This is a genomic window from Pusillimonas caeni (assembly GCF_003545815.1).
In the GTDB taxonomy this organism is placed as follows: domain Bacteria; phylum Pseudomonadota; class Gammaproteobacteria; order Burkholderiales; family Burkholderiaceae_B; genus Pusillimonas; species Pusillimonas caeni.
Window position 1 is genome coordinate 129,974 of the sequence record NZ_PDUW01000004.1, and the last position, 25,865, is coordinate 155,838.

At 59.3% G+C, this 25,865-nt stretch carries 28 protein-coding genes and 2 tRNA genes; 14 read left to right on the forward strand and 16 right to left on the reverse strand.

Features of this window, described 5'->3' with window-relative positions; genetic code table 11:
- Nucleotides 1-32: 32 nt before the first annotated feature.
- The 4 genes from CSC67_RS10495 to CSC67_RS10510 all read right to left on the reverse strand — a co-directional run bounded on the left by CSC67_RS10495 (nt 33) and on the right by CSC67_RS10510 (nt 6,851).
- Nucleotides 33-596: a DUF924 family protein gene (locus tag CSC67_RS10495; protein ID WP_118994481.1), complete on the reverse strand. Its 564-nt coding sequence runs from the start codon at nt 594-596 to the stop codon at nt 33-35.
- A gap of 241 nt (nt 597-837) precedes the next feature.
- A complete protein-coding gene (locus CSC67_RS10500) occupies nt 838-4,995 on the reverse strand; it encodes an autotransporter outer membrane beta-barrel domain-containing protein (protein ID WP_167752843.1) in 4,158 nt (1,385 codons plus the stop codon).
- 746 nt (nt 4,996-5,741) lie between these two features.
- The gene (locus CSC67_RS10505; RefSeq protein WP_118994483.1) at nt 5,742-6,116 is read right to left on the reverse strand and encodes a tautomerase family protein; all 375 of its coding nucleotides are present in this window, start codon (nt 6,114-6,116) and stop codon (nt 5,742-5,744) included.
- A 45-nt stretch (nt 6,117-6,161) separates the two neighbouring features.
- Nucleotides 6,162-6,851, reverse strand: a complete 690-nt coding sequence (locus CSC67_RS10510; protein WP_118994727.1) for an MOSC domain-containing protein — start codon at nt 6,849-6,851, stop codon at nt 6,162-6,164.
- A 189-nt stretch (nt 6,852-7,040) separates the two neighbouring features.
- Between CSC67_RS10510 and CSC67_RS10515 the strand changes: the two genes are divergently transcribed.
- Nucleotides 7,041-7,415: a SirB2 family protein gene (locus CSC67_RS10515; RefSeq protein ID WP_118994484.1), complete on the forward strand. Its 375-nt coding sequence runs from the start codon at nt 7,041-7,043 to the stop codon at nt 7,413-7,415.
- Nucleotides 7,416-7,496: 81 nt separating this feature from the next.
- Here the strand turns inward: CSC67_RS10515 and alkB are convergent, their stop codons facing one another.
- Together alkB and CSC67_RS10525 are read right to left on the reverse strand one after the other, a co-directional pair.
- Nucleotides 7,497-8,144, reverse strand: a complete 648-nt coding sequence (gene alkB, locus CSC67_RS10520) for a DNA oxidative demethylase AlkB (RefSeq protein WP_118994485.1) — start codon at nt 8,142-8,144, stop codon at nt 7,497-7,499.
- Nucleotides 8,145-8,245: 101 nt separating this feature from the next.
- Nucleotides 8,246-9,367 carry a 5-methyltetrahydropteroyltriglutamate--homocysteine S-methyltransferase gene (locus tag CSC67_RS10525; RefSeq protein ID WP_118994486.1) on the reverse strand — a complete coding sequence of 374 codons (1,122 nt, stop codon included), beginning with the start codon at nt 9,365-9,367 and terminating at the stop codon, nt 8,246-8,248.
- Between the two features lie 280 nt (nt 9,368-9,647).
- Between CSC67_RS10525 and CSC67_RS10530 the strand changes: the two genes are divergently transcribed.
- Nucleotides 9,648-10,184, forward strand: a complete 537-nt coding sequence (locus CSC67_RS10530) for an AAA family ATPase (RefSeq protein ID WP_118994487.1) — start codon at nt 9,648-9,650, stop codon at nt 10,182-10,184.
- 106 nt (nt 10,185-10,290) lie between these two features.
- Here the strand turns inward: CSC67_RS10530 and CSC67_RS21355 are convergent.
- A tRNA-Asn gene (locus tag CSC67_RS21355) sits at nt 10,291-10,372 on the reverse strand.
- 118 nt (nt 10,373-10,490) lie between these two features.
- Here CSC67_RS21355 and CSC67_RS10535 point away from each other — a divergent pair.
- The 8 genes from CSC67_RS10535 (at nt 10,491) to CSC67_RS10570 (ending at nt 16,495) form a co-directional block, all read left to right on the forward strand.
- Nucleotides 10,491-11,789 (forward strand): tyrosine-type recombinase/integrase, encoded by a 1,299-nt coding sequence (locus CSC67_RS10535; protein WP_118994488.1) that lies wholly within the window; start codon nt 10,491-10,493, stop codon nt 11,787-11,789.
- A gap of 29 nt (nt 11,790-11,818) precedes the next feature.
- On the forward strand, nt 11,819-12,229 hold the full coding sequence (locus tag CSC67_RS10540) for a hypothetical protein (RefSeq protein WP_118994489.1): 411 nt from the start codon (nt 11,819-11,821) through the stop codon (nt 12,227-12,229).
- Between the two features lie 13 nt (nt 12,230-12,242).
- Nucleotides 12,243-12,602: a Rap1a/Tai family immunity protein gene (locus CSC67_RS21235; protein WP_135227458.1), complete on the forward strand. Its 360-nt coding sequence runs from the start codon at nt 12,243-12,245 to the stop codon at nt 12,600-12,602.
- A gap of 569 nt (nt 12,603-13,171) precedes the next feature.
- Nucleotides 13,172-13,516, forward strand: a complete 345-nt coding sequence (locus CSC67_RS10545; RefSeq protein WP_118994490.1) for a hypothetical protein — start codon at nt 13,172-13,174, stop codon at nt 13,514-13,516.
- Nucleotides 13,509-14,054, forward strand: a complete 546-nt coding sequence (locus CSC67_RS10550) for a hypothetical protein (RefSeq protein ID WP_118994491.1) — start codon at nt 13,509-13,511, stop codon at nt 14,052-14,054. The genes CSC67_RS10545 and CSC67_RS10550 overlap by 8 nt, the downstream gene beginning before the upstream one ends.
- The gene (locus tag CSC67_RS10555; RefSeq protein ID WP_118994492.1) at nt 14,047-14,292 is read left to right on the forward strand and encodes a hypothetical protein; all 246 of its coding nucleotides are present in this window, start codon (nt 14,047-14,049) and stop codon (nt 14,290-14,292) included. The genes CSC67_RS10550 and CSC67_RS10555 overlap by 8 nt, the downstream gene beginning before the upstream one ends.
- 456 nt (nt 14,293-14,748) lie before the next feature.
- The gene (locus CSC67_RS21240) at nt 14,749-15,036 is read left to right on the forward strand and encodes a hypothetical protein (RefSeq protein ID WP_135227459.1); all 288 of its coding nucleotides are present in this window, start codon (nt 14,749-14,751) and stop codon (nt 15,034-15,036) included.
- A gap of 769 nt (nt 15,037-15,805) precedes the next feature.
- Nucleotides 15,806-16,495: a hypothetical protein gene (locus tag CSC67_RS10570; RefSeq protein WP_118994495.1), complete on the forward strand. Its 690-nt coding sequence runs from the start codon at nt 15,806-15,808 to the stop codon at nt 16,493-16,495.
- 256 nt (nt 16,496-16,751) lie between these two features.
- Here the strand turns inward: CSC67_RS10570 and CSC67_RS10575 are convergent.
- A tRNA-Asn gene (locus CSC67_RS10575) sits at nt 16,752-16,827 on the reverse strand.
- 174 nt (nt 16,828-17,001) lie between these two features.
- Here CSC67_RS10575 and CSC67_RS21360 point away from each other — a divergent pair.
- Nucleotides 17,002-17,151, forward strand: a complete 150-nt coding sequence (locus CSC67_RS21360) for a hypothetical protein (protein ID WP_167752844.1) — start codon at nt 17,002-17,004, stop codon at nt 17,149-17,151.
- 152 nt (nt 17,152-17,303) lie between these two features.
- The gene (locus CSC67_RS10580; RefSeq protein ID WP_118994496.1) at nt 17,304-17,558 is read left to right on the forward strand and encodes a hypothetical protein; all 255 of its coding nucleotides are present in this window, start codon (nt 17,304-17,306) and stop codon (nt 17,556-17,558) included.
- A gap of 45 nt (nt 17,559-17,603) precedes the next feature.
- Here the strand turns inward: CSC67_RS10580 and ligD are convergent, their stop codons facing one another.
- The gene (gene ligD / locus CSC67_RS10585; protein WP_118994497.1) at nt 17,604-18,587 is read right to left on the reverse strand and encodes a non-homologous end-joining DNA ligase; all 984 of its coding nucleotides are present in this window, start codon (nt 18,585-18,587) and stop codon (nt 17,604-17,606) included.
- Nucleotides 18,588-18,777: 190 nt separating this feature from the next.
- Between ligD and CSC67_RS21365 the strand changes: the two genes are divergently transcribed.
- Nucleotides 18,778-18,951, forward strand: coding sequence for a hypothetical protein (locus CSC67_RS21365; protein ID WP_167752845.1), 174 nt, complete (start codon nt 18,778-18,780; stop codon nt 18,949-18,951).
- A gap of 13 nt (nt 18,952-18,964) precedes the next feature.
- Here the strand turns inward: CSC67_RS21365 and CSC67_RS10590 are convergent, their stop codons facing one another.
- Nucleotides 18,965-19,852, reverse strand: a complete 888-nt coding sequence (locus CSC67_RS10590; protein ID WP_118994498.1) for a DNA/RNA non-specific endonuclease — start codon at nt 19,850-19,852, stop codon at nt 18,965-18,967.
- 186 nt (nt 19,853-20,038) lie between these two features.
- On the opposite strand from CSC67_RS10590, the gene CSC67_RS10595 reads away from it, so the two are divergent.
- A complete protein-coding gene (locus CSC67_RS10595) occupies nt 20,039-21,103 on the forward strand; it encodes an FUSC family protein (RefSeq protein WP_118994499.1) in 1,065 nt (354 codons plus the stop codon).
- Here CSC67_RS10595 and CSC67_RS10600 read toward each other — a convergent pair.
- From CSC67_RS10600 to CSC67_RS10625, 6 genes are all read right to left on the reverse strand, one after another.
- Complete coding sequence (locus CSC67_RS10600; RefSeq protein ID WP_118994500.1) at nt 21,100-21,372, reverse strand: I78 family peptidase inhibitor; 273 nt, start codon at nt 21,370-21,372, stop codon at nt 21,100-21,102. The two genes, CSC67_RS10595 and CSC67_RS10600, sit on opposite strands and share 4 nt — an antisense overlap.
- Nucleotides 21,373-21,624: 252 nt before the next feature.
- Nucleotides 21,625-22,965 carry a TRAP transporter large permease gene (locus CSC67_RS10605; protein WP_209304309.1) on the reverse strand — a complete coding sequence of 447 codons (1,341 nt, stop codon included), beginning with the start codon at nt 22,963-22,965 and terminating at the stop codon, nt 21,625-21,627.
- Nucleotides 22,962-23,468: a TRAP transporter small permease subunit gene (locus CSC67_RS10610; protein ID WP_118994501.1), complete on the reverse strand. Its 507-nt coding sequence runs from the start codon at nt 23,466-23,468 to the stop codon at nt 22,962-22,964. The genes CSC67_RS10605 and CSC67_RS10610 overlap by 4 nt, the downstream gene beginning before the upstream one ends.
- Before the next feature lie 141 nt (nt 23,469-23,609).
- Entirely contained in the window at nt 23,610-24,668 is a 1,059-nt protein-coding gene (locus tag CSC67_RS10615; RefSeq protein WP_118994502.1) for a TRAP transporter substrate-binding protein, read from the reverse strand.
- 48 nt (nt 24,669-24,716) lie between these two features.
- A complete protein-coding gene (locus CSC67_RS10620; protein WP_167752846.1) occupies nt 24,717-25,118 on the reverse strand; it encodes a RidA family protein in 402 nt (133 codons plus the stop codon).
- A gap of 95 nt (nt 25,119-25,213) precedes the next feature.
- Complete coding sequence (locus CSC67_RS10625; RefSeq protein ID WP_118994504.1) at nt 25,214-25,825, reverse strand: DUF1989 domain-containing protein; 612 nt, start codon at nt 25,823-25,825, stop codon at nt 25,214-25,216.
- Nucleotides 25,826-25,865: the final 40 nt, after the last annotated feature.

Sequence of the window (25,865 nt, forward strand, 5' to 3'; positions counted from 1 at the left end):
ATTACATGCCCATGCTGTGGAGCAGGCATGGTTCAGCCGGCAAAGCCGCCGTCGTCCAGAAAGGCCTGCTCTTCGGGCGTCGTCTCGCGCGCCAGGCTGGCATTGCGATGCGGGAAGCGGCCGAAGCGCTTCACGATGTCGAGATGATCGACGCCCCAGGCCAGCGAGTCGGCGGCGTGCTCTCGATACAGCTGCAGCGACAACTCCTGGTCGGCAAGGTCTTCGGAATGCGTGAAAGGCAGGAAGGCGAACAGCCGCAAGGGCGGATCGAGCCGCATGATGAACCCTGCATCGAGCAGTCTTCGGGCATAGAGCCTGGCCAGCGGGTCGGTCGCAAACATGTGCGCCGTGCCGCGAAACGCATTGCGCGGAAACTGGTCCAGCAATATCACCAGTGCAAGCGCCGACTCGGGCTGCGAGCACCAGTCCTCCAGTTCGCGCCGGGCCGCCGAAAAATGCAGTTCCCGAAACCGCCGATTGAATTCCTCGTCGAATGCGGTGTCTTTGGCAAACCACTTGGCCGGCCCGGCCTGCCGCCAGAACTCGATGACGTCCAACGCTTGAGGAAAACGGGTTTCAGAACGGGCTGCATCCATGGCGGGGCTCCTGGTCGAAGTGTATGGAATAGTGCCAGCATAGCAGCGTGGGCCCGCGCTGGTACAGTCTCTTGATCGACGGCCAGAACGCAAAAAAGGCCTGCAAGCGCATGCTTGCAGGCCTTTGGGTTTGCTTCGACGGACAGCTAAACGATTGAACTCGGGCTGTCCATTGACCACGGTGCAGCCGCCGGCCAAGGCGTGGGGCGCCAAGGCTTTTCGGCCTCGGCGCCCAGCTCCGTCAGAAGCGGGTGCGCAGGTACAGCTGGCCGCTGTGGTCGGTGTTGTCGTTGCCGTACTGGCCGCTGTAGCCCAGCCCCATGGCCGTGTTGCGGCCCACGGACATCTCAACGCCCAGGTCCAGCACCGCCGCGTTCTTGGCGATCGGCGCGCCGGCCACGTTGAACGCCGCCCCGCCGCCTTGCACGAACGACACCCGCCGGCCCGGGTCGACATCACCCGAGGCATGGCGCCAGCCCAGGCCGGCAAACACATGCGCCGGGTTCGCGCCCACGTTTAGCGCCGTCTTGCCCCGCAGGCCCAGCGTGAAGGTCGTCACATCGTCCTTCTGGCTCTCGCCCTGCAAGGCGGCCGCCCCGCCCTCTTCGGTAAAGCCCTTGGCCTTCTGGCTCAGCCAGGCCAGGCCCAGGTAGGGCTCGACCACGCTGCGCTCGCCCACCGGCACCGCATAGCCCAGCTCGGTAAACAGCTGCGTGGTATGCGCCCGGTAGTCGGCCTTGAGCGTCTGGCTGCCGCCCACATTCACCGTGCGCCGCGAGTCGATGTCGTGATGGCTGTAGGCCGCGCCGGCCAGGAAGTTCAGCGTGCCGGTGCCCTGGCGCCAGCTGTTGCCACCATACAGCGCAGCCGTGAAGGTGCTGACATCCGACTTCGAATCGCGCTCGTCCACCTTGATGCGCCCGTCGGTATAGCCCAGGGCCCCGCCCACGCGCCAGCCGGCGCCCACCTCGGTGTCGCCGCCCAGGAACAGGCCCGCGGTATTGGTCTTGACCTTGGCTGCATTGCCGTCGCTGTCCAGCGTGTTCCAGTTGCCCACCACCTGGGCCCACAGCGGATAGGCCGCCGACCTGGGCATGGCCCCGGCCACCGCGCCGCCGGCCTGCGCCGTGGGCGCGCCGGGCAGCATGCCCGCGCCCAGGTTGGCGCGCAGGCGCTGGGTCAGCGTGCGCGAGACCAGGCTGCTGGACTGCAGCAGGGCCGCCTGTGTGCTGCCGTGCAGCTCGCCTGACAACTGGTTCAGCGCGTCCTTGCGGGCGTCCGGCTGCATCAGCATGACCGCGTCGGCCGAGGCGTTCTTGCCGGCCACCGACAGCGCGCCGTCCAGCGTGGCGTTCTGGTTGGCCGAGTAGCCCGTGCGGTCGATGGCTTCCTGATCTACCGACAAGCTCACCTTGACGTCCTGGGCGCCGTACTTGACCGGGTCCAGCTTGACCAGCGTACCGGCAAAGGTGTCGCCCAGCTGCTCGCTGTCGAACTCGTTCACCACGTTGCCGGCTTCGGTACGGATGATGGTGTAGTCGTGGTCAAGGCGATAGCCCTGGTACTGGTCCACCTTCAGCGCCGCGCCCTTGAGATCGGCGTCGCCGTTGCGCACCACCAGCAAGTCGGCCTGGCCGTTGCCGTCGACTTCAAACTCGAACACCGAGCCTGCGACGGAACCAAGCGAATCGGCGGTGATCGTGCCGATGGAGTTGCCCGGAGCAACGAAGGAAAGGATGCTGTTCAATGGGCCCTGGATGTTCAGGTTGCCGCCCAATGTCGTGCCGCCCGTTACGTCGACGCCGCCGCGTACGTTGATCGGCTTCTCAATGCTGCCGCCCCCAATCGACGCCAGCTGTGTCCGGCTTTCCGGCGCCAGCGCCAGAAGCTGTGCCCGGGCCTTGGCGAGCTGGTCTTGAATCTGCTGTTCGATCTCTGCCTTGCGCGCCTGAATTTGAGCGATCAGGTCGGCAATGTGGGCATGCAGGCCGGTGTACGAATTATTATCCAGGCTCAAGGAACCGATATTGGTCGTCCCGCTACGGCTGAAGGCGAAGCTGCTGCCGCTGCCCTGCACCGGACCGTCGATGGTGGTGTTGCCGTTGAAAACGAACGTGCTGCCCACGCCATTGACTGCAAAGCCGCCCTGCTGGCCGGTGCCTTGTCCCTGGATGTGAACATCGTTGTTGAAGGTCACATTCGACTGCGGCATGCCGAACAGGCCGCCCACAATGGTGGTAGGCGAACCTGCGAACAAGAAGTTCGAGCCCAGGGTTGTCGAGACGCTGCCGCCGATGCTGGACACGTTCTGGAACGAAACATTGGAGCCGTCCGGCGCGGTCACGTTACCCGCCTGGCTGCCCGTGACGGTGTCGCCCGACTTCGCCACATTGGTCTTGTCGTCCATCATGACGCCGACCCAGGACGAGGTGCTGTCGACTTCTATATGGGTATGCTCCGAAGAACCCAGCTTGCCGTCGCTGCCATAGTTCTCGATGTTGCCGATGGCGACCGTGCCATCGCGCAGGTTGACGGCGATCTCACCGTTCTCGCCGCCTACGCCACGCGTTACGTGCAGGAACTGGCTGTTGTTCAGCGTGAAGTTGGAGCCCCTGAGCTCCACCGTCTGCTCCGGCTCGGCCAATATGCCCGAACCGTCGACCGTGCCGAAGTAGGAACGGATGGACGGGCCGTTTGCCTGGACCGTGACGCCATCCAGCTCGATGTCGGCGCCGTTCAGCAACTGCAGGCCGGCGCTGCCTTCTCCGGAAGCGGTGATGGAACCGCCCTTCATGAAAATGTCGCTGTCGCCGTTGTAGGCGCCAAGGCCGACCGCATCCTTGCCGGAAACGTTGATGTGGACGTTGTGGAGCTCGACGCCGGAGGACGCGTAGCCGACCGGGCCGGCAGCCATGGTGGTGACTTTGTACTCCACGGGCTCTGGAACCAGCACGGCCGCGATCACGCCGTCGGCTCCCTCGCCGCTGGTCGTGATGGTGGTATTGGCAAGCCCGATCAAGCCGCCATTGAGCGCCACGGCGCCCATGGCGTCTTCACCGCTGGTCTTAATGGAACCGCCGGTGAAGTTCAGCTTGCTGCCGCTGCCCCATTCTTCTGCTTCGTAGTCGTAATTCGAGCCGTAGGCCGTAACGCCGTGCGCTTCCTCGCCGGAGGTCTGCACGGTGACGTTGTTGGCCACTATGGTCGACGCAGTATTGAGCTCGTTTCCTGCGGCGCCGTCGTTCTCGGCGCGCAGCCCTTCCGCATACTGGCCCTTGGTAGTGACCGTAGTACCCGTGATGGTTACGGAGCTCTTGTTCTTGGCCAGCACTCCGTAATTACCGACATCGACCGGGTAGCCATTGATCACATTCCCTTGAACGCCTTCGCCATTGGTCGTAATCGATCCGCCCTTGATGTCGAGCACACCTTCCTTATAGGCAAACGCACCGAAACCCCATGTGCCTTCGGTCGTAATGTCGACGTTCTCCGTCGCGATTTCGCCCGAGTTCTGCGCTGAAAGACCGTACGACTCAAATCCTTGAGTGGTGACTTGACCGCCCGTAAGGTTAACTTTGGGCTTCGTTGATAAGTCTGAATCACCCCATGCGTGCACGGCATGAGAGTGATCGCCTTGAGTGCCGATGTCGGTGTTGTGAGTGCGGACTGTAGCATCCGACATGGCAAGAATGCCGCGCGTATAGGCAGCGCCTTCGGCGGTGGCATTGATGGAACCGTTCTCGACTGTAACGTCGGCCGAGTTTGATGCGCGCAAGCCGGCGACCGGGCTGCCCGAGGCGCCCGTTGCGTTGCTTACGATATCTGTATCGGTGAATTCAGCGGTCGAACCGTCGACGACCACGCCGTGATGCTGCTCGGACACCAGTTCGGAGCCCTTCACCACCAACTTGCTGCCATGCATGACGCGAGCGGCTGCGCCCGCGTGGGTAACACTGGAACCAGCACCCGACGCCAGCACTTCGCCGTTGGTAAAGGTGATGTCGCCGGCGGTCTTCTTGCCTCCCGCTCCATCCTCGTCACCGGCCATCAAACCCACGCCTTGTTTAGATTCGACTTGATATCGGTCCAGAATGATGGAGCCCTTGGAGGCGCCATCCTCATTTCCACTGATGGCGCGCGCGCCGGCTGCCCCGGCGCCGTTTGTCACGATGGTGCTAAGGCCCTCTGCGCCCTGCAAGCTGATCTGTCCGCCGCGATCGACCTCGACGCCTGAGCCGTATTGCCCACTGGTTTCCACGTCTACAGCAGTTCCCGAGATGGACGTTCCTTTCTGGGCCAGGACGCCCACTGCGTATGCGTCAGACTCCGTAGTGACTGTGGAATTGTTGATCGTGATGTGGCTGCCGGGCAGTGAAGTGTTGGACTGGTGGCTTTGCACACCATGTCCGGAACCGCCGTTCGTTGTGATCGTAACGCCTTCAAGCGTGATGTTGGCGCCATTGTCGGCCAGAACGCCCCTAGCTTTATTTGCTCCCTCGATCGTCGAACCTTGTACGGTAAAAACCGCCTCATTCGAACCGCGTACTGCAGCCTGGACGCCACTGGAGCTATCCCGGAAATAGCGCTCCGCAATGTATGGACTGTCTGTGCATGTACTGGCGTTACCGCAGTCTAGCGGCGGGTCAACCGGCGTCGCCCCCGCAACCCCATAAACTCCCATCAAAGCCGCCGTCAGTGTGGTAACCCTGAGCAGCGAAGCCTGCTTGTTCCAACTCTTCATTAAAAGCTCCTATCCACCTTCTTTATCGTTAAAACGCAAGAGAAGCGCAGCAAATATGCCCGTTCTTCTTTTTCAAAGCCAATGTATCATCCGTTACATTTAACCATGAAAGAAGAAAATAGAAACAAGAGAGAGGAAATTAAAATCTAGGGAAAACTCTAGTTCCCAGGGCAATCGATTAAATGCGAATACACCCAAATAGCCGGAAACGGCTCCTATCTACCAGTGTTCTGTTCACAGATCGGTGCCAGACGAACGTAAGCGAAATAGAGAATAAATTCTTTACAAGCAATTAAAACCTTGTCGAAAAACAACATTTCCACCCAATAAAAAGCCGGTGCGGCGGAACTGAATCAGTCCCGCCGCACCGGCTTCGACAGCGATCTTATATAAAGCGAAAGGCTTTAGCGCCCTGCCTGCTTGGCAGTGATGCCGCCGGCCATGCCGATGTTTTCCTTGGGAAAGTCGGAAAGTCTGGCGCGGATCTCTTCCTCGGAAACGCCCGTGGTTTCGTGGGCAACTTTGCTCAGGCCATGGATCAGCCTGGCCTTGGCCTCTTCCGTACGGCCCTCGATCATGTCGATGTCGAACAGAATGGCGGGCACGTCGAATTTGCCGCCGCAAAAATAACTGCCCTGGGGCATTTCCTGCAGCAGGATCCGCACTGAAGGCAGGGAGGCGGATAGCGCCTCGATAATGGTATCGCTGGTACGCTGCAGCAACTGCTGCTTCTGCTCGGCCGAAAGGGGCTGGGTGGTCGTGATGTTTACGAATGGCATGAAGCACCTTCTAGGTGTGATGAATTTGATTCGGAACGGCGGGAGTCAGGCCCCCGTAAGGCGGCGGGTCCAGTCTTCGACCGTCATGGACGACAGGCGCCTGGCGGCCAGTTCGCGCAACCGCGGAGAAAGCTCGGCCATGTCGGCCAAGGCTGCAAGCTCGTCGCCCTCGAGCCGTTCATGATACAGGGCGCGCAACACGCGAGCCACCGTCCAGTCGGGCTGCGAGCGCCCGATGCGCCGCAAGGGGTCGTCGGGTTGCACCCAACCGGTTTGCAGTACGCGGTAATACCAGCCGGTGCGCCGGCTGGTCTGCACACGCAGTGCCATGTCGGGCACATTGAAGCGATGGTTCAGTTTCCAGCAAGGCTGTCGCGGCTGGGAAACCTGAATCACCGCATCGCCCAACTCGAAGATATCGCCGATGGCCACCCCTTCTTCGGTCAGGCCAAGGGTGGAAAGATTTTCGCCGAACCCGCCCTCTTGCAAATTCTGTACGGGCAGGCCCGCCAGGTCTTCAACCCATCTCGGGTAGTGCTCGGCCGCATAATGATGAACGGCTTTCTCGGGCCCGCCGTGATGGACCGTGTCGCCCTGCTGGTCTTGGCGAAAGCGGTGTTCTTCGAGATATTGCGCGCGGGAAACCGGTTGCTTGTCGATGGCGGTAAGCTGATTGCGAGGTCCGGCCACCGCCGAACCCACCCGTAACGACAAGAGAGACCAGTGGGGATTCATGATGTTTTCGCAGACAAACCCGGACAAGACGACGAATAATAAAAGAAATTCAGGAAAAAAGAAGTGCTGTTAACCCCTAACGGCAGCTCGTTTCCCGCGGGCCGGCCGGAAGATTTGGTACGCTAATGGACCAGTTGCCTGCCCCATCGGCAGCCGTCCACTTCTCCTTTATACATCTTTCATCCAGCCATGCTCTATCTCTACATCAAGCACCTGCACGTCACCGCGGCCGTCGTCAGCATCGTCCTCTTCATCATACGCGCCTGTTGGTCCGTCAAGGGTTCGCCTCTGCTGCAATCGGGCTTTGCGCGCATTGCTCCCCACATCATCGACACCATCCTGCTGCTCGCGGGCATTTACCTCGCCAGCGTTCTTGGCTGGCACCAGCCCTGGATAGCGGCCAAGATCGTGGGCCTGGTTCTGTACATCCTGGTCGGCACCCTGGCCATCAAGCGCGGCAAGACGCCCACCAGCCGGACGGTTGCAGCCATTGTGGCGGTCGTCATCTTCCTGTATATCGTGGGCGTGGCCATGACCAAGCAACCCATGTCGTGGCTGGCCTAAGGCCTGGGAGCAGGGCGGCTATTTCCGCGCCCGGCCTTCTGGCTGGCCGCGCAAGTTGTCCGGTCGTCTCGGCCAGCGGCCCTACCCCGCCTTCCTGAAGGTCAAATTGATGCGCCGGGACCCCATGGCAGGATGCTCGGCCGGCTTCAAGGGCGCGACCCCATGGAACCGCATCCTGTCTTCCCCGCCCCAGACGACCACGTCGCCATGAAACAGCGGCACCCGCCGCGCCTTGTCGCCGCGGCGATGGCCGCCGAATAGAAATACCGCCGGTATGCCCAGCGACACCGAGACAATGGGCGCGTTCCGATCCATCTCGTTCGAGTCCTGGTGCAGGCCCATTCTTGAGCCGGGCACATAACAGTTGACCAGGCAGGCGTCGGGATCGAACGGCCCCACGCCCGCGGCGTCCGCAGCGCGCCGCGCCAGCCGGCGAAACGCATCGGGCATGGCCGGCCAGGGCCGGCCCGTGTCCGGATCGATGGCCGCATAGCGGTAGCCGCGGCGATCGCTGACCCAGCCGCGTTCACCGCAGTTCGTCATGGCGGCCGACATGGTGTGCCCGCCCGCCGTCATCATGCGACGAAACGGCGACTCGCGCTCGACAGCGTGCAGGGCCGGCATGAGGTCCTCGATGAACGCCAGGGCAAAGCCGCGCAGCACACAAGCATGCCGGCCCAGTCCCTCGGTTCCTTCCATGGCGGAGGGGGCGAATAGTTCAAGATTCACAGCGTTGGCTCAAGGCTCATGCGGCGGCTTCTAGCCCGGGGCGCCGTCCGACGCGGCACGGCAGCCCGCCGCTACGGGCGGGCGGCGCCCGCGGACCGGGCTCAGGCGTCTCCCCAGACCTCTTGCGCGGTCTCGATCACCAGGCGCAGCTTGTTGCGCTGGTCTTCGAAGGCGATGTCATTGCCGTGCACCGTGCTCGAGAAGCCGCATTGCGGCGACAGCGCCAGCTGCTCGAGCGGCACGTACTTGGCGGCCTCGTCGATGCGGCGTTTGAGATCGTCCTTCGATTCTATGGCGCCGAACTTGGTCGTGACCAGTCCCAGCACCACCAGCTTGCCCTTGGGCAGGAAGCGCAAGGGCCGGAAATCACCGCTGCGCTCGTCGTCGTACTCGAGGAAATAGGTGTCGACGTGCATTTCGGAAAGCAACGCCTCGGCAACAGGCTCGTAGTTGCCCGATGCTGCGTGCGTGCTCTTGAAATTACCGCGGCACAGGTGGATGCCCAGGGTCATGCCCTCGGGCCGCTGTGCGACCACGCGGTTGATGAAGCTGGCGTAACGGTGCGGCAATTCGTTGGGGTCGTCGCCCCGGTTGCGCGCCGCCTCGCGCATGTTCTCGTCGCACAGGTAAGCCAGGTTGGTGTCGTCCATCTGCACATAGGTGCAGCCCGCCGCCGCCAGCGAACGCAATTCGTCGCCATAGGCATCGGCCACGTCCTGGTAGAACGTCGGATCGAGTTCGGGATAGTGCTCTTTGCTGATGCCGCCCCGGCCGCCACGGAAATGCAGCATGGTGGGCGAGGGAATGCAGACCTTGGGCGTATGACCCTTCGACACCTGCGACTTCAGGTATTCGAAATCGGCCTTTTGTATGTCCTTGACGTGGCGCACCTTGTCCACCACGCGGATGGTCGGAGGCGCGAGCTCCATCGTGCCATCGGGCTTCTGGAACGCGAAGGGCTCGTCGCTTTGCACGCCTCCTATCTGCTTCAGGAAGTCCACGTGGAAGAAAGTGCGGCGAAACTCGCCGTCGGTAATGGTCTTGAGGCCCACGTCTTCCTGGAACTTGACGATCTCGGTAATGGCCTTGTCTTCGACTTCGCGCAATTGTTCAGCGTTGATCTCGCCCTTGGCGAACTGCGCACGCGCATCCAGCAGATATTTCGGGCGCAGGAAGCTGCCTACCTGGTCGAAGCGATATATTTGGGGAGTGGTTTGCGTCATGGCGATGGGTACCTGAAAAAGTAATGAAGGCCCGTGGCTGCCGGGCAGCCGCCGGGCAAAGCCAATTCATTCTAATAGAGAAGGCGTGGAAGCGAAACACGCCTTCTCAGGCGTCGGCCCGCGGCTCTTTCCACGCCAGGCACGCGCGGGATATGCAGGCCAACGCGGCGAACACGAACGCTGTAGCCACAGCATGCGAGTATTCCCACTGCCGCCGCAAATCCATCCGGCTATCGGGTGCGACCGCCCGCGCGGCAGGATTTACTGTAAAAAGACACCGATGGATCACTTCATCATCATTTCCGGCTGCTCAGGCGGCGGCAAATCGACCCTGCTGGCCGAACTCCGGCGGCGTGGCTATGCCGTTATCGAAGAACCCGGACGGCGCATCGTTCAGGAACAAACATGCACGGGCGGCCAGGCCCTGCCCTGGCTCGACCTAACGGCCTTTCTGCGGCGAGCCATCGACCTTGCGGTGGATGACCATGCCACTGCGCCACGCGACAACTCGCAATGGGTGTTTTTCGACCGTAGCCTGATCGACGCGGCGGCTGCACTCCAGGAACTGACAGACGAACCTGTCCTGAACACTCTTTGCCAGAAGCACCGCTACCACCCGCGCGTTTTCTTAGCTCCGCCGCGGCCTGAAATCTATGTTCAGGACGAGGAGCGCCGCCATGGTATGGGTGCGGCGCTGGAGGAGTTCGAGCGACTCCTGCGCATCTATCCGGCCCTGGGCTATGCGGTATCGCTGTTGCCCAAGGTCGGCGTGGCGCAGCGCGCCGACTTTGTACTGAACACTTTGGCAGGTCGCTGACCCGCCACTTCCCGCTTGGCCAGATCGGCACGAGCCGCACACCAGGGGCGATAAGAAAAAGCCCTTGGCGACGAATCGCTAAGGGCTCGATTTCTTTAAACTAGTTTGGCTCCCCGAGCAGGGCTCGAACCTGCGACCTGCGGATTAACAGTCCGTGAAATGCAACATTGTTTAAAATTGATCGGCGTTGAGAAATTCGTTAATTCCCTTATTTTTCAACGGTAATTTGTGAATTTCCCAAGATGGTGGGTAGATTTAAATTGATTAATATTGCATGATTCGGGGTACACAGGGGGTACACGGACAATGCAACGAATCAGGCTGACACCGGGCCGCATCCAATCTTTTTCATGCCCGGCGGATAAACAGCAGGCGTTTTTACGCGATGCCGAGCAACCCGGCTTGGGCGTGCGCGCCACCGCCGGCGCCAAGGTGTTCATTTTCCAGGGCAAGCTGGCTGGCCAAGTCATCCGCATGACCATTGGCGACGTGTCCACATGGACGCTGCAGGATGCCCGCGCCAGGGCTCGCGAACTCAAGTCAACTATTGATCAAGGCCGCGACCCGCGAATTATAAAATTAGAGGCTCAGGCGGCCGATGCAGCCAAACGTGAGAGCGCCAAGCGCGAGCGCCAGGCCCTGGTCGAAGCCCAGAAGTACACCTTGGAAAAGCTGCTGACAGCCTATTGCGACTATCTTGAAAAGAAGAAGCGCAGTTCTCACAAAGATGCACGTTCAATATTCAGGCTCCATGTGTTTGAGGCATGGCCCCAGCAGGCTCAGGCGCCGGCGGTCGACCTTACGCCAGAGCAGGTTGCCGACATGATGCGCAGGCTACTGGACGCCGGCAAGGGCCGTACAGCCAACAAGCTGCGTTCATATATCCGCGCCGCCTTCCAAGTCGCCAAGGACAGCCGTTTTGATGCCCGTATACCGGTCGCCTTCAAGGCCTTTGGTGTCTCGATCAATCCCGCGGCTGAAACAGTGCCAGATGGTACCAAGAACCGATCCGGCAAGAACCCCCTCAACCATGACGACCTCATCATCTACTGGGGCTTGATCAAGGACGAACCGGGCCTGCGTGGAGCGCTTCTTCGCCTGCACTTGCTCACCGGGGGCCAGCGTATTGCGCAGTTCGTTCGCTTGCGTTCGCCCGACACCACCGCCGACACCATCACGATATTCGATAACAAAGGCCGACCAGGCCAGGGTGCGCGCCCTCACCTGCTGCCCTTAATCCCGGAGGCCAAGAAGGCCCTGGACGAGGCTGCATCTGGGGGCGAGTACGTTCTGTCAACGGATGGCGGAAAAACCCACCTTAGCGCGTCTACGCTGACCAAATGGGCCCAGGAGATCGTGGGCGAGACAATCTCTGGATTTACCGGAAAACGCATCCGCAGCGGCGTGGAAACCCTGCTGGCTAAGCACCGCGTGGGCAAGGACGTGCGGGGCCGCCTCCAGTCACATGGCATTACTGGCGTTCAAGACGTTCACTACGATGGCCACGATTACCTGCCGGAGAAGCGCAAAGCGTTGATGATTCTATACAGGGCCCTTGACCAGAAGAAGGCAAAGGTCATGCAATTGCGCAGCAATGCGGCCTGACCACATCGACAATTGAAAGGGGGAGGAAGATGAGAGATGTCTATGCACTGATGGCTGCTATAGGCCTGTTCAGTCTATCGGCTCACGCTCAGCAGTACCCGGCTAGCTGCTGGATGCTGCATGACCTGAGCGGCGTAGGGTATTTTCAAGATGACGGGTATTCGCCTCAGATAGACAAGTTCTCCAAGCCATTGCGTTTGATCCTAAACGGCGATGGCACAACCGTTGGCGAAGACTCTCTTGCCATGATGCAGTTGGACGAGTTCATGGCGGTCGGCATGGGAAAGACCGATACCTTCACGACAGTGGAAACTTACCAAGTTGATCCCACTCTAGGCGTCGCGTTATACACAAAAGCAATTTACGGAAAAAGCGAGTTTAGCAACATGACTGGCGCCAGAACGTTTACCGGCCGCGCGGTACGCTGTCAGGCCAAGTAGAAGAGGAAAAAGAATGAGACTGCCCCTTTTTTTAGCCGCCGCTCTCTTTGCCTCACCTGCTGCATCGCAGAGTGATGAAAGCATGGTTTCGCTAGTGTCAGGCAACCACGTGTACCAACTATGCGAGCCGAAAGCGAGCGCTGTAAGAAAGAATAGCTGCTCTTGGTATGTGAAAGGCATCATTGAGGGCGTGCAGGTACATGCACAGCCGTCGCAACTGGGCTATTCATTGTTATGCATGCCGGATGACTTGCCTGGCGCCCAACTGACGGGCGTCTTTGGTAAATATTTGGAAGATCACCCGGAGCAGCGACATGAGCCGGCCCTCGCCCTTGTAGTCCGCGCAATGACGGCGGCGTTTCCATGTCCTTAGTGGATTGTGGATAACTCTTTTTTGGGTCCAAAATAATTATTGGTTAATTATTATCCAAATCGGCGCGCACCCGCAAAGTCGCACGGATACTTGGTTTCTCGTTTGCGTACAAATGTTGTCCACACGGGCGCTGTCGCATAATGGGTCTTATGTTAATTTATGCGTACATATAAACAAAAAATGATTGCATAACGAGAATTTAGGGGTTAGCATGAAACCTCATTCTCGCCCGCGCGAGCCAGAAAACCCATACGGTAAGCAGCATGACACCAGAAGAATTTACGGCCGCACTCAATACCCTAAGTTGGAAGCAAAACGATTTCTGCCGTATGGCGGGAGTTAATAAATCCACACCCAGTCGTTGGATGGCAGGCGACAGCCCCATTCCCGAATGGGTGTCCAAGTTCTTGGGTATGGCCCAAGAGGTCAAGAGACTGCATGACACATACGTAATCCCGCCCAAACCGGGCAAGAAAGCCGACGCCTGACGGTATCAGGCAAAAGCGGGGGTAGATGGTATTGCAGTACCAAACGCCCCCTAACCATCATTGACTGAGAAGGAGTGAACGATGGCTATCGATGATATTAGCGTAGCGAGCGCCGATCCCTACAGCGCTGGCCAGTCCCTGCAGCAGGCAGAGGCGCCCTCCCCTGAGCTAGCCAAGGCGATAGCTCAACAGAAAGAACCGGTTAGCACCGAAATGATTGTCTGGCTATTTCAGCTAATGGAACGGCAAAAAGAGCAGGTAGATGCCCTGCTCCTGGTCATCAAAGACCAGTTGGACAGAGGCACTTTCGCCTACACCCTTGCTGACTTGGCCAAAAGCATCCAAGAGGACCATAAATGCTGGTACGAACTGCAGGATAGGCTTGGTATCAGTGAGCGGATGAGTACGGAGGTGAACCATGGCTGAAAGCACCTACATCCTCTGCCTGGACGAAGGCCATGGGCCGGTCAATTCAGCGCCTAATGATTTCGAGGGAACTACCGCCTTGATGGTGAACCCATCTGCCTCGCAATCGGTGTTGCTTGATGCCACTATATCCCGAGTAGCGCGCATTATCGACGTCACAAAACCATGGCTGGATCTGGAAAATGAAGACTTCGATTTTCCGCGCGAAGATGCCATCCGCATGCTGATCACGCTCTGCGCCATGAGTCAGGAGGTGCACGCTCTGTTGAAGCGGGCGCAAGATAGCAATGTACCGCAATTGACTTCGCCCTCAACAAAAGGCCCGCGCTGGGCCTGCGATTTGAACGGCATGCGTAAAAGCTACCTCCAGACGGTCGAGGCAGCGGAAGCTTTGGTCAACGCCGTCAACATTCAAGAGTTGGATCGACTGCCTGGCAACAAGGAAGCTGCTATTGTCGCCGCTATCTTTGAAATGGAAGGCCACCTAGGGGCTGCCCGGAATGATTTTCTTGGCGTTAAGGAGGTGTGCCATGAGTAATCATCATCTTATTGTCGATGCCCATACGCTTGCCAATCAGCAATTGGAGCGCTTACGCATTCTCTTGTTAAGCCTCTCAAATAGTGACGACGTTCGAGGCATGCTTCCAGATTGCCAAGTGAGAGAGTTGGACGGGTGGATGTTTGATTTGGTGTGTCAGGCACAAACACACCTCGAAGCTGCTATTGAGTACGCCGCCCAACAGAGAGACATTGCAGTAGTGCCAAAGGAGACATGATGATGGTCAACCATGGCACGTCAAAGATGGCGGTGTCACGTGAGCATTCTGGAATGCTTGCAGGCACAACGATAATCCCAGCCTCCATGGGCTGCTGGTATCCACCCTCGGTTGAGGCTGAGGACCTACTACGGGTTGATTTCGATAAGCGGGCTGTAGATGCGGATGGGTTGTATTTGGTCGAGGAGATGGCCCCGCATGGCGTCGTGTGGCGGGGATGCCGTCGATTCTGCATTCAGCCTTCCGGTGTTCGGTTCGACGCCTCAGGCACTGGCGACTGGATGCCGGCGCCCCCAAGTACGACTTTAAGAATAGTTGGGTTCGTAGAGCGAGTATTTCGACCTGTGTAGCAATGCCTTACGCCAGCGCCTAGCCCGACGGGGCGAAAAGCCGGATACCTTCACCGGCCTGGCGCTGGTACCTGTTTTTGAAGGCCGCGGGGAAGGGGCGGAAACTATGGGCAATGAAAATAGACCGGGAGGCAGCGCCAATCTGCACGAACTGGTCGCGGAAATAGCGGCCGAACTGGCGGACGCCCATCCCGGAGGTTGGCAGAAAGACGGGCAAGACAATGAATTGCGGCGGGCAGTGGCAATGGCCATCAACCAACATGGGGTGGACTCTGCCGCGATCTTACCGCTCATCAAGCGTGCACTTGAAAACGGAGACATTACGGCATTGAGTACTTTCAATGGCCTACCAGTGAGCAATTGTCCAAGCTCAACACCATCAAAGACGACCTAGTCAGGCTAGATTTCGCCAATAGTTCAAATCGGGTAGGTTCTGACACGGTGCAGAAACTGGCCTTCAGCAACATGCTCAATCAGGCGGGTATCCCGAGCGCTATACGAAACTTCGGGCCGGCAGGAGTTGTCGGGAGCTTGCTTGAGCGAGGCGGCCAGGCTGTGTACGGGGGCGCCAATAAGCAGATGACCGCACAGCTTGCCGAGGCGTTGCTAAACCCGCAAAGTGCGGCTGACCTTATGGCGCCTTCCGCGATGGCCACACCTAAAATGCAGGCGCTGGCGACAGCCTTGAGGGCGCTGGAGACCACGGGATATAGGGCGGGCCCAGTCCTGGCGGCACAGTAAGGTTAAGGTCGTACTCGTAAAAGGGCCGTCATGGGCACGGCCCTATTTTTCTTCCTCCCGCTACCGCTTGCGTAACAAAAATAGATCGCTCATCCGAGATAACATTTTTGTCTAAATTAAGACACGCATTCGATCTAAATTAGCATCGGGTAGATAACATTAGTGCTACACCAAGAGACATTTCAGCGGCCAGCGGGACCAAAAAAATGTAATCGAGACTTTTGGGTGGTGGCGCCACGTCTCTCCCTTGCTGCTATGCCCCGCGGTCGCCCTCAACTCTCCGCGCGATATCCCAAAGCTTGCCATGGTTGGTTCGAGCGATGCACTATTACAAGCGCCATTTCGCAATTGACCTCAGCAGGTCTCATGGCGGAGGGGAAGGGGTATGATTCTCTGGCGCCAGGGTGGCGCAGGGAGAAGACATGCGATACGCCGAATGGGTGGTCTGCATAATTGCCGGCTGCGTTGCGGGGTGGCTGTGGGGAGAGCGGCCCGACGTTTTGAATTTCGTCAGCGCCCTTGACGTACTGAGCACGCTGGGAACAATCGGCGCGGCCCTGGGTGCTTTCTATGCAGCTCGGGTCGCGCTTCGCATTGGTCTAACCGAAATCAAACGGCACCGAGACGACGGAAAAAGGAAGTCTGAGTTTTTGCTTAACTCGATCAGTTATGAGCTCAAAACTCTTGACGGGACGCTCGGAAATCTCTTGGCTACGCTAGAGACAAGCATTAACGCCGCTCGAAAAATGGCAGACAAGGGCAAATCATCGTTTTACACGGAGAATGTCGCCAGGACTGTAGCTGCATGTAGAAAACGACTCGGTACGCCTACCCTGGATAGATTTTGGCCCGACCTAAAGGATCTAAATAATGGTCTCGGGGTGGATGTCGTTTATCTAATCACTGAAACGAAACGGCTTGACGAATGGCTTTCATGGTTGCCGGTTCATGATTCCATCATGGATACGGACGATGGAATCTTCCATCACTCTCTGTTTTGCGCCGACACTGCCGCCGAAATAGGCATGAGGGTTTGCAAAGTGCTTCGTGCACTTAATCCAGCAAAGAGCGATCGCCAGTACCGTGAATATCTCGACTCGAGAGAGAAATAGCCTACTTGATCCGTAGCGACACCCCTTGCGCCGGCTTCGACCAGACAGTTCACGTAGGACGCCATGCCTAGCCGTCAATACGCAATGTGGGTTTTCCATGTCAAAGCGCTCGGATGCGAGTTAGAAAGAGGCGTCCCGAATAAGTTAGGTGCCAAGTTAGGTGCCGAATTGAGGCCAAAGGGGTACACCCGGGGTACATGGCGCCACAAAGCAAAAACGCCAACCCCGAAGGATTGGCGTAAGTGCTTGAATTTATTGGCTCCCCGAGCAGGGCTCGAACCTGCGACCTGCGGATTAACAGTCCGTCGCTCTACCGACTGAGCTATCGGGGATCAAAGAAGAAAAACTATAGCATAGTTTTTTACACTCGCGCAAGCGCTCAACCTGCTGTTTCCTTCCGTTTTGAGGACTTTTCCTACCCGGGCACGCCATATGCTCAAAGAGGTTCCCATATGCCCGCTGGCAGCTCTTCGAGCAACCCGGGAAATGGATGCAAGGAGCAGACTATGCCGCAGAACCAGTCCAACCAGCCCGGAAAACAGCAAGCTCCCGGGCAACAGCAGCAAAGCAAGTCCGGACAGCAGCAAGCGGGGCAGCAGAAGTCCGGCCAGGGTCAGTCCGGGCAAAAATCCGGGCAGCATAACCAGAGCAAATAGCCAGCCGCTTAGCGTCTACCGCGACTGACTAGCTCGCCGGCGCCCCGAAGGCTGGATCGTCATCCGGCTTTTGGGGCACAGCCGACCGGTGAAAGGATTTGTCCCGGAAGCGCACGATGCAAGGACTTGCCTCGACTTGACAGGACCCAGCCATGACAAAGCCGATTCCAGACACTGATCCGTTAAAGCGCGAACCGCCCGGAGAGCTCAGCAAAGTGCCCGACAATGACGTCGGCGAGGCCGGACGGCCGGCCGGCAAGCCGGGGGAAAAAGGCATCGATGTCCCGGCGGAGCCGGGAAGGCCGACGCCCTATCCCACCAACCCCGATCTGCCCGGCAACCCTCCGGAGCCCGTCGACCCCGGCAAGACGCCAAGCCTTGGCGGGCGCGGGCCGGTCAAACCCTAGGGCCGTGGCCGGCCAGTGTGGCTGCCCTTTTAGCGTCAACAGGCCCTAGGACCTGGAAAAGCCGAAGATCTTCATGGCGGCGGTCAGCGGGCGGGCCGATTTCGCATAAGAGGCCCACGGCGCGTTGCCCACCGCAAGGCGATCGTGGACGTTGACGACATTCCACTGGTCCGAGGCACTCAGCGTTTCGACTTCGTCCCAGCCGATGGGCACCGACACACCCATGCCGGGACGAGCGCGCGCGGACCAGGCGCAAACGGTGGTTGCGCTCCAGCCGTTGCGCAAATAATCGATGAAAATCTTCTGGACGCGGTTGCGCGGACCGCTCTTGGCGGTAAAGCGCTGCGGAAATGTCTGCGCCAGTTGCTGGACCATCAACTGGGAAAAGTCCTTTACAGTGTCCCAATCGTGCCTGCGCTGCAAAGGAACGACGACGTGAAGCCCCTTACCGCCGCTGGTCTTTACGAACGGAACCAGTTCGAGCTTTTCCAATAGCGTCTGCATCAGCAGCGCTGCCTCCTGAGTCGCCGGCCACTGCACGCCTTCGCCGGGATCGATGTCGAATATCATTCGATCGGGTTTGCCGATCGAGGTTTTCGTGGCGTTCCATGTATGCAGTTCAATGACGTTCATCTGCGCCGCGGAGAGCACGCCGACAGGCTTTGCAACCTCTATCATGGATTCGTGCCCTGGTCGCAGCCGTTCGGGCAGCGCACGGAGGCCATCTAGTTCGCCTTCCAGATGCCGCTGAAAGAAGAGCTCCCCCTGTATGCCCTCCGGCGCACGCACCATCGACACCGGCCTGCCCTGCAGATGATCGAACATCAAAGCGGCCGCCTTGGCGTAGTAAGACACCAGATCGACCTTTTTAATGTCGGCGGTGGGGTCGATGACCCGATCGGGGTGGGTGACCGTGAACTTCTCCGGCAATGGCGACACCTTGCCTGTTCGAGACGCTCTGGGCGCGTCCTCGCGGCGTATCCGGCGTGGTGACTTATCCGCCCGCTTCCCCGGCAGCGCACTCTTCATTGCCCGTATCTCCGAGATTGAACGTCTTCTCACTCCAATATCAAGCAACCCGCAGGCCCGGCGAGAATCGTCTTGATTGCTTTCAATTAAACGTTAGGAGGCGATCGAGCGGCAGCGTATCGTGTGAGGATATTAGCCAATGACAGTCAGCCATACGGGATCTCTTTCGTAACTGACGAGGAGATTCTTTATGGCCGCCTCGCTCCAGCCCGCCCTGCCTTTATCGGGCCAGGGAAACAACATGAACACTCCGCCCAATCCCCCTTCGCCGGCGGACGACGACGTGCGCAAGCGCCGGGCGGCGCTTCTTCGTCATCGCATCGTGCAGCAATTGAAACGCACCTATCCGGGCTTGCCTTACTGAAAGTTTTCTGTGGCTATCGCAGCCACTGCAGACCGCTGCGCCTTGCGAACTCTTCATGACTCAATGGCGCACCCGCCCGGGCGGCCGCGCTGTTTGCCTGCCAATGCACCCATGCGCGCCCGGTCGTCGCATCGTAGACGGCCTTGTACAGATGGGTGGGCACGGCGACCTTCCCGTCCCCTATCGTTTCCAGCGGCTCCGCATACACCGGTCCTGTAAGGACGAACACGTCTCCCCGGGCGCGCATCACATACTTGCGGGTGTCCTGCTCGATCTTGCTCCATGAGCCGGCATTGTGGCGCTGGTCCTGCGGAACCATATTGGCAAGCGAAAAACTTTGCGCCATCGCCGCGTCGGACGGCATATCGGCCGCCGGCGCCATATGGCCGCGCGAATAGCTCGACCCCCGATAATCATCCAGCTCGCCGCGTTCGGCTGCGGGCAGGCGCGCCTCGGCATAGAACCTGTCCTTGCGCCCTATCTCCCGGGCCTCGACCAGCATCCGGCGATTCAGGCGCTGGGCGACGAAGACGGGAGTTTTCGTCCGGCCGCTGTGCAGGATGGCAAAGGACTCGAAACACAGTTCGCGCAGCGCCGGGCCCGCCGGAACAATGGGCGGCCTGCCGCCCGGGAAGAAATGCGGACAATGCTCGAACCGGGTCTGGACCCGCGGGCCTCGGGCTTCCAAACGCGGAGCCGGCCGCTCCTGGACGGGCAGCCCGAGCTGGGACAGGATGGGCTCGAGCGGGATCTGCTCGCGCAGATGGGGGTTGAGCGCGCAACTGCCTATGCCAAAGGCCGCAAGGGCGGAAACGGTAAACGCCTTCAGGAATCGCTTGAAGCCGCTCGGTTTCCTGCCTCTGGAAGTACGTTTCTTCGGGGTGGTTCTCTTCTTCGTCATGCGCCGCCATTGTAGGCGACGCCCATGCCAAGCCCTGCCTAGAATCCGCAGTCCCCTTTCGCCCTCGGCGGGAACCGGACTTGCTGTATCGGAAAGCCGGCTGGAGGCGAGCATGCGCAGACAGCCCGAGCGGACGAAAAACGCTAATGACCATAAGGAAAAGCGCCGGGCGACCCTTGGCCAGCAATGCAAAACTATCTTCAATTACTCAAGCGGATCAGCGCGCGTCTTCAGGCGGACGAGGCGCGTATTCCGATCCAGACCGCCTCCGCGGTCCTCATGGCCTACCTCGCGACCAGTTTCATGGACAAGGAAGATGTGTCGTGGGGCGTGTTTTCGGCGCTTTTTGTCGTACAGGCGAGCATAGGCGGAACCATAGGCGCCGCCCTGGGGCGTATAGCGGGCGCAGTGCTGGGGGCCGTCATCGCCGTGGCTCTGGTCATTCTGCTTGGCGCCGCCGAAGACTGGGGCACCCCTGTCGCCCTGTTGACGGGCGTGGGCCTGATGAGTTTTCTAGCGGCAAAATGGCCGGTGCTGGCATACGGGCTCGTCACCGTCACCATCATTGCCGTCGCGCCCGACTTTCACGTCGTGGAAGGCGCTTTCAGGAAAGTACTGGCGATCGCAATTGGATCGAGCTGCGGAATGATTGCCGCGTTTGCGGTGCTGCCGGTGCTCGCCAGACGCACGGAACAGCAATATCTGGCCGCGGCATTGCGCCATTGCGGCGCTTATGTACTGGAGTGCACGGCATGCCTGGTGCGCGACAAACAGAACAAGGACAAGGCGACGCTGGACTCCATACAGTGGTCGATCGAACGGGCCCGTCTCATGGCGCGCGAAGCGCGCATAGAAGAAAAGACGCCCGCCATGGGGTTCAGCCCCTTTTCGCAGGCCCTGCTACCTGAAATCGAGCGCTTCGCCTATACGCTTACCCTGGTGGATCGTTTCAGCGACAGGCCCATGGCCGAAACGCTATGTCACGACACCAAGGAGGCGCTTCTGGACCTGGCCGGCGCAGTCAGGGCCTGCCTGGAACAAATCGCCGACGCTATAGAAGCCGGCAAGGCCTGTGAGGAAATCGACGAGGCGCAACAGGTTTACGAGGCGTTCGAAAAAAGGGTCGAGGAGTCCATCGAACGCGAACGCCTTCCCGCCCAAGACAAAGAACACATGGTCGCCATAAAAAGCGCATATGGTTCTGTGCTAACGAATCTGGCGGAATTGGCCCGGCAGGTGCAGGAGCGCTAGCCGCAACTGACGCTTTCGATCTTGCCCGCCTTGTCCACCATTACGTTCAGGCGGTCGCGCCGGTAGTCCATCGTGGCCACGCTGTCCGGATACAGCACCCTGGTGCCCTGGGGCAGCGTCGATTTATCCAGTTCGGATGCCGGAGTTCCGACCCAGTGCTGGCGGCTCTGGGCCTGGCAAAGGTCGTCCGACGCCGAATCCGTCGTCGTGGAGGGGCTCTGGCATGCGGCGAGCAAAAGCATGGAAGCGGCAATGGCGATGTGTTTCACAGTTTCTCCTGCTGGTTGAATCGTCCCCATTATGCAGGTAAACGCCGGACGGGCGTGTATCCAGCTGTTCGCGAAGCGCCTGTCGCCATGGCTCGCCCGTCGCCTGCACGGCAGCAGGGCCACGCGGCATTGCCCGGGCATGCTTCTTGCTGCAGCCTTGCCGGCGGCCTGTCGAGTGCTTGGTCGCCTCAACCCGTTGCTTTGTCTACTTTGGCCCCTTCACAGGGGCTTTTTTTTGCCTCAAAGTCGTCTTCAAAGCCCCCGTCCCAGAACGTTGGGCAGCCACAGGATCAAGTCGGGGAAAGCGGCGCACAGGCCGAGCACGAGCATCTGCAATCCGACATACGGCAACACGGCAATATAAATGTCCCGCATGGTGACGTCCGGCGGCGCGACGCCGCGGAAATAGAATACGGCCAGGGCGAAGGGCGGGGTCAGATAAGAAAGCTGCAGCGCGACGATGATCATCGTTGCGAACCACACCGGGTCGAAACCCAGCGTTGCCGCGATGGGCGTAAAGATGGGCACGACCACCAGCACCGTGGGAATCCAGTCCAGGAACATGCCCAGCACAAAGACGATCAGCAGCATGACAACGAACACGCCCCACTTTCCATAAGGCACCTGAAGCATCAGGTCTTCGACCACGTCGCCGCCTCCCATCGCCATGAATGTGGAGACGAAGAGCGTGGCGCAGGCGGTCATGGTCAGAATCATCGACGTGGTGCGCAGCGTCGACTCGCAGGCATCTCCGACCATCGACATGCTGAATTTCCGATAGCAGGCGGCCAGGACGATGGCCGCAAAGGCGCCGACGGCGGCCGCCTCGGTCGGGGCGGCGATACCCAGGAAGATGGTTCCCAGAACGGCGAGGATCAGCACGACCGGCGGGAAAAAGGACGTGGCCAGCACCCGGGCTCTTTCGCGCATCGTGATCCGGGCGTATTCCTCCGCCGTCATCGGCGGGCCGAGGCGCGGATTGATCGTGCACCGGATCAGTACATACAGCATGTAGGCCAGCGCCAGCGCAAGCCCGGGCCCTACCGCGGCCATGAACAGGGTGCCCACTGGAATGCCCGCCACCGGGCCGTAAACCACGATCATGATGCTTGGCGGGATGAGCACCCCCAGGCATCCTGCCGCGCAGATCAGGCCGGATACGAGCCGCTTGTCGTAGCCGCGCTGCAGCATTGCAGGCAGGGACAGCGACCCCATCGTCACCACCGAAGCGCCCACCACGCCGGTGCATGCGGCGAAAATGGTGGCAAGTATGGTCGTCGCCACGGCCAGTCCGCCCGGCAGCCGACCGCTCAGGATGTAGATGGCGCCGAACAACTTATTGCTTATGCCCGAACGCTCCAGGACGTTGCCCATCAGGATGAACAGCGGTATGGCCAACAGGACGTAATTCTTCATGACGGCAAGAAAGTTCAGCGCGAACGAGCCGAGAAAATTCATGCCGAACAGGCTCAGCCCGAAGAACAGGCCGATGCCCGCCAGCACGAACGCGATCTGGTAGCCAAGAAGAACGCCCGCCAGCAACATGCCGAACATCAGCAAGGTATTCAGTTCCGTCGAGAATTCCGCAATCAAGGTTTTTCTCCCCGGAAAATGATTTGAATGCTGCGCACGAATTCCGCCAGCCCTTGCAGGAACAGGAGCACGACGCTGATCAAAAATACGGTCTTAAAGGGATAAATAGGCGGTCGCCAGAAGCTTTCCAGCGACTTTTCCCACGTTGCCCACGAGTCGTAGACAAAGGGGACGAGGTAATGGATGAGTAGAGCGAAAGTCGGAATAAAGAAGACAAGCGTCAGGACGACGTCGATGATCGCCTGCGTACGCCTCGAGAACAAGGAATAGAAAACGTCGACGCGCACATGAGAGCCCTTCAGCAGCGTATACCCCATGCCCAGCGCAAAGAAGGCGCCGCCCAGCATATAGCTTATGTCGAAGACCCAGATCGTCGGGGCGTTGAACGCATATCTCATCACCACGTCGTAGGTCATGATGACCGCGATCACGACGATGAGCCATTTGCTGAGCCCGCCAACCCAGATATTCAATCTGTCGATGCCATGCAGTAACCTGTTCATCGCTTACCATCCTTTGATGCCTACGTCGGAAAACCGCTCGGGCGCGCCGCCGGGGCCTACAGGGCGGCCGCCTTCCTGCCGGCGGCCGATCGCGCGGCCGTCAATGGGCGCAGCCGGAAGGCGGCCTTGAAGCAGCTCCGCTCATGCAGCCGGCGGAGGCACCATATAGCTTGCCCACCCGGTGTACTCTTTCATGACTTCTTGCTGAGACTTGTAGGCGCGGGCAAAGAACTCGTCGCTTGCGGTTTTCTCCTTGTAGTAGTCTTCTGCGTGCTTTCTCAAATCGGCAATGAATTCGGGTGACAGCTTGACGAATTCAGTGCCGTGCTCCTTGAATTTCTGAAGGGCCTTGTAGTCTTCGAGAATGCAATGCCCCCAGCTTTCGAACGTGGTGGTTTTTGCGGCCTCTTTGACAATCGTTTGAAGCTCGGGCGAAAGCTTCTCCCATGCCTGCTTGTTGAAGATCACTTCGGAAATGGTGGTCGGCTGATGCACGCCCGGCACATGGACGTATTTGCATACCTGATGGAAGCCCGTGACGTAGTCCGTCGAGGGGTTGGCGAACTCGGCGGCATCGAGCACCTTCTTTTCGAGCGCGCCGTATATCTCTCCGCCGGGAAGCGTCATGACGCGTGCGCCGAGCTTGGAGACGATCTCGCCCCAATAGCCCACCGTGCGTATCTTCAGCCCTTCGAAGTCGCTGAGCTGGCGGATGGGCTTGTGCGACCAGAGGAAGTCTTCCGCAGTGTTCAAGCCGCAGGCTCCGACAAAGCCGAAGTTGTATTTGGAGTACATCTCCTTCCACAGATCGAGCCCGTCCCTTTGGTAGAACCAGATCGTGTACTGCAGGGCGTCCATGCCCAGCGGGATGGCCGCAAACAACGGCGCGGAGGGTTCCTTGCCAAGCCAATACGATGAAATGCTGTGGGAAATGTCGATCACGCCTCGATCCACGGCATCGAAGACATCCAGCCCCCCGACGACGGTTCCCGCGGTCAGGCTTTGAATCGTGAGCCGCCCATTGCTCAGTTCGCTGACCTTCTTGGCGAAAAGGTCGGCGTGATATTGGGATTCGACTCCCTTGGGCCAGCTGGACTGCATCCGAAGCCGGATTTTTTCCTGTGCCGACGCAATCGCCGGCGCGCCTACGATGGCCGCGGCGGAAACCGCCGATTTATTCAGAAATGATCGCCTGTTCATGTCTCGTCCTCGCTTGATGGTTGAGCAACGTTGTCTTGCTTTATCGGGTCAAACAACTGCAACCGCTTTGATCTCGATCAGCGCATCCGGATGCACGAACCCGGATACCCTGACCAAGGTGCTTGTCGGATAAGGAGGGTCGAAGTACTTCAGGCGCACTTCGTGCACGTGCTTCAGACCCGTCATGTCGGTCACGAACACGGTGACTTCGACGATGTCGTTCAAGGTGGCGTCCAGCTTCTCGAGCGCGGCCTGCAGGTTCTTCACGCATTGTTCGGTTTGCGCCGCAATATCGCCCTTCCCCACAATGTCGCCCTGCTCGTCGAAGGCAATCTGTCCCGACAGCCAGATCTGCCTTTTGACGGTCGACATATCCACCGATATGGCATTGCAAAATGCCACCTCCATACCCATTGCATCGCCAAAAGGAACCGCCTGTTTCTTGATCATTTTCATTCCCTTCAAAAAAGTTCACGATTCATGAAGCCGATCTCCGGCCTCAGCCCTTGCCGCCGCCGCAATCCCGTTCATGGCGAACGGAGCAATCATTGATCGTAGATACGGACCAGGATGTCAGTGATTTTTGAGCCGCCGATCGGATTGAGATCCATGGGACACGCGGAAACCGCCCCGATCAATTCCATCTCGGCTTTCAACAGAATATGGTCGCCCGCACGAGTGGGCGAAGCTTGCTGAATCAAAGTGCCATCGGGCTCGATGCGCGTGCTCTGGAAGAAATTGAACGGCTCCAGGAACATGTCCCGGCCGATGCCGTAGGGCTGCAAGGCCTCTTCGATATTGGCCACGCAGCTTCTGTGGTTCAACACGCCGTAATCGACCAGATAGCGCCGTTCGTCGCAGGCGGCAATCAGCAAGTCGTGGATTTTGGCCGTGTCCTGCACGACTTCGAACATGGGATTGCGCCAGTTCGTGCGCAATGAGTCGCCGACCTTGATGGCCAGGGAGCGAAGCGAGGTCCGCGTGTGCGACGGGGAAAGCCGCTCGGCATGGTCCTGCTTTCTGAAAGCAAAGAAATCGGCTACCTGCCGCCCTTCCACGTCGACGATTTCAAGCAGCTGGCCCTTCCCGACTTCGAACGCGCGCCCGTGTCCACCCGGCACGATGAGCTCTGTGATGAGTTTCCCTTTACTGATCATGGCATTCCCCTCGTCGTAAGAATTACCTGCAGGAAAACGG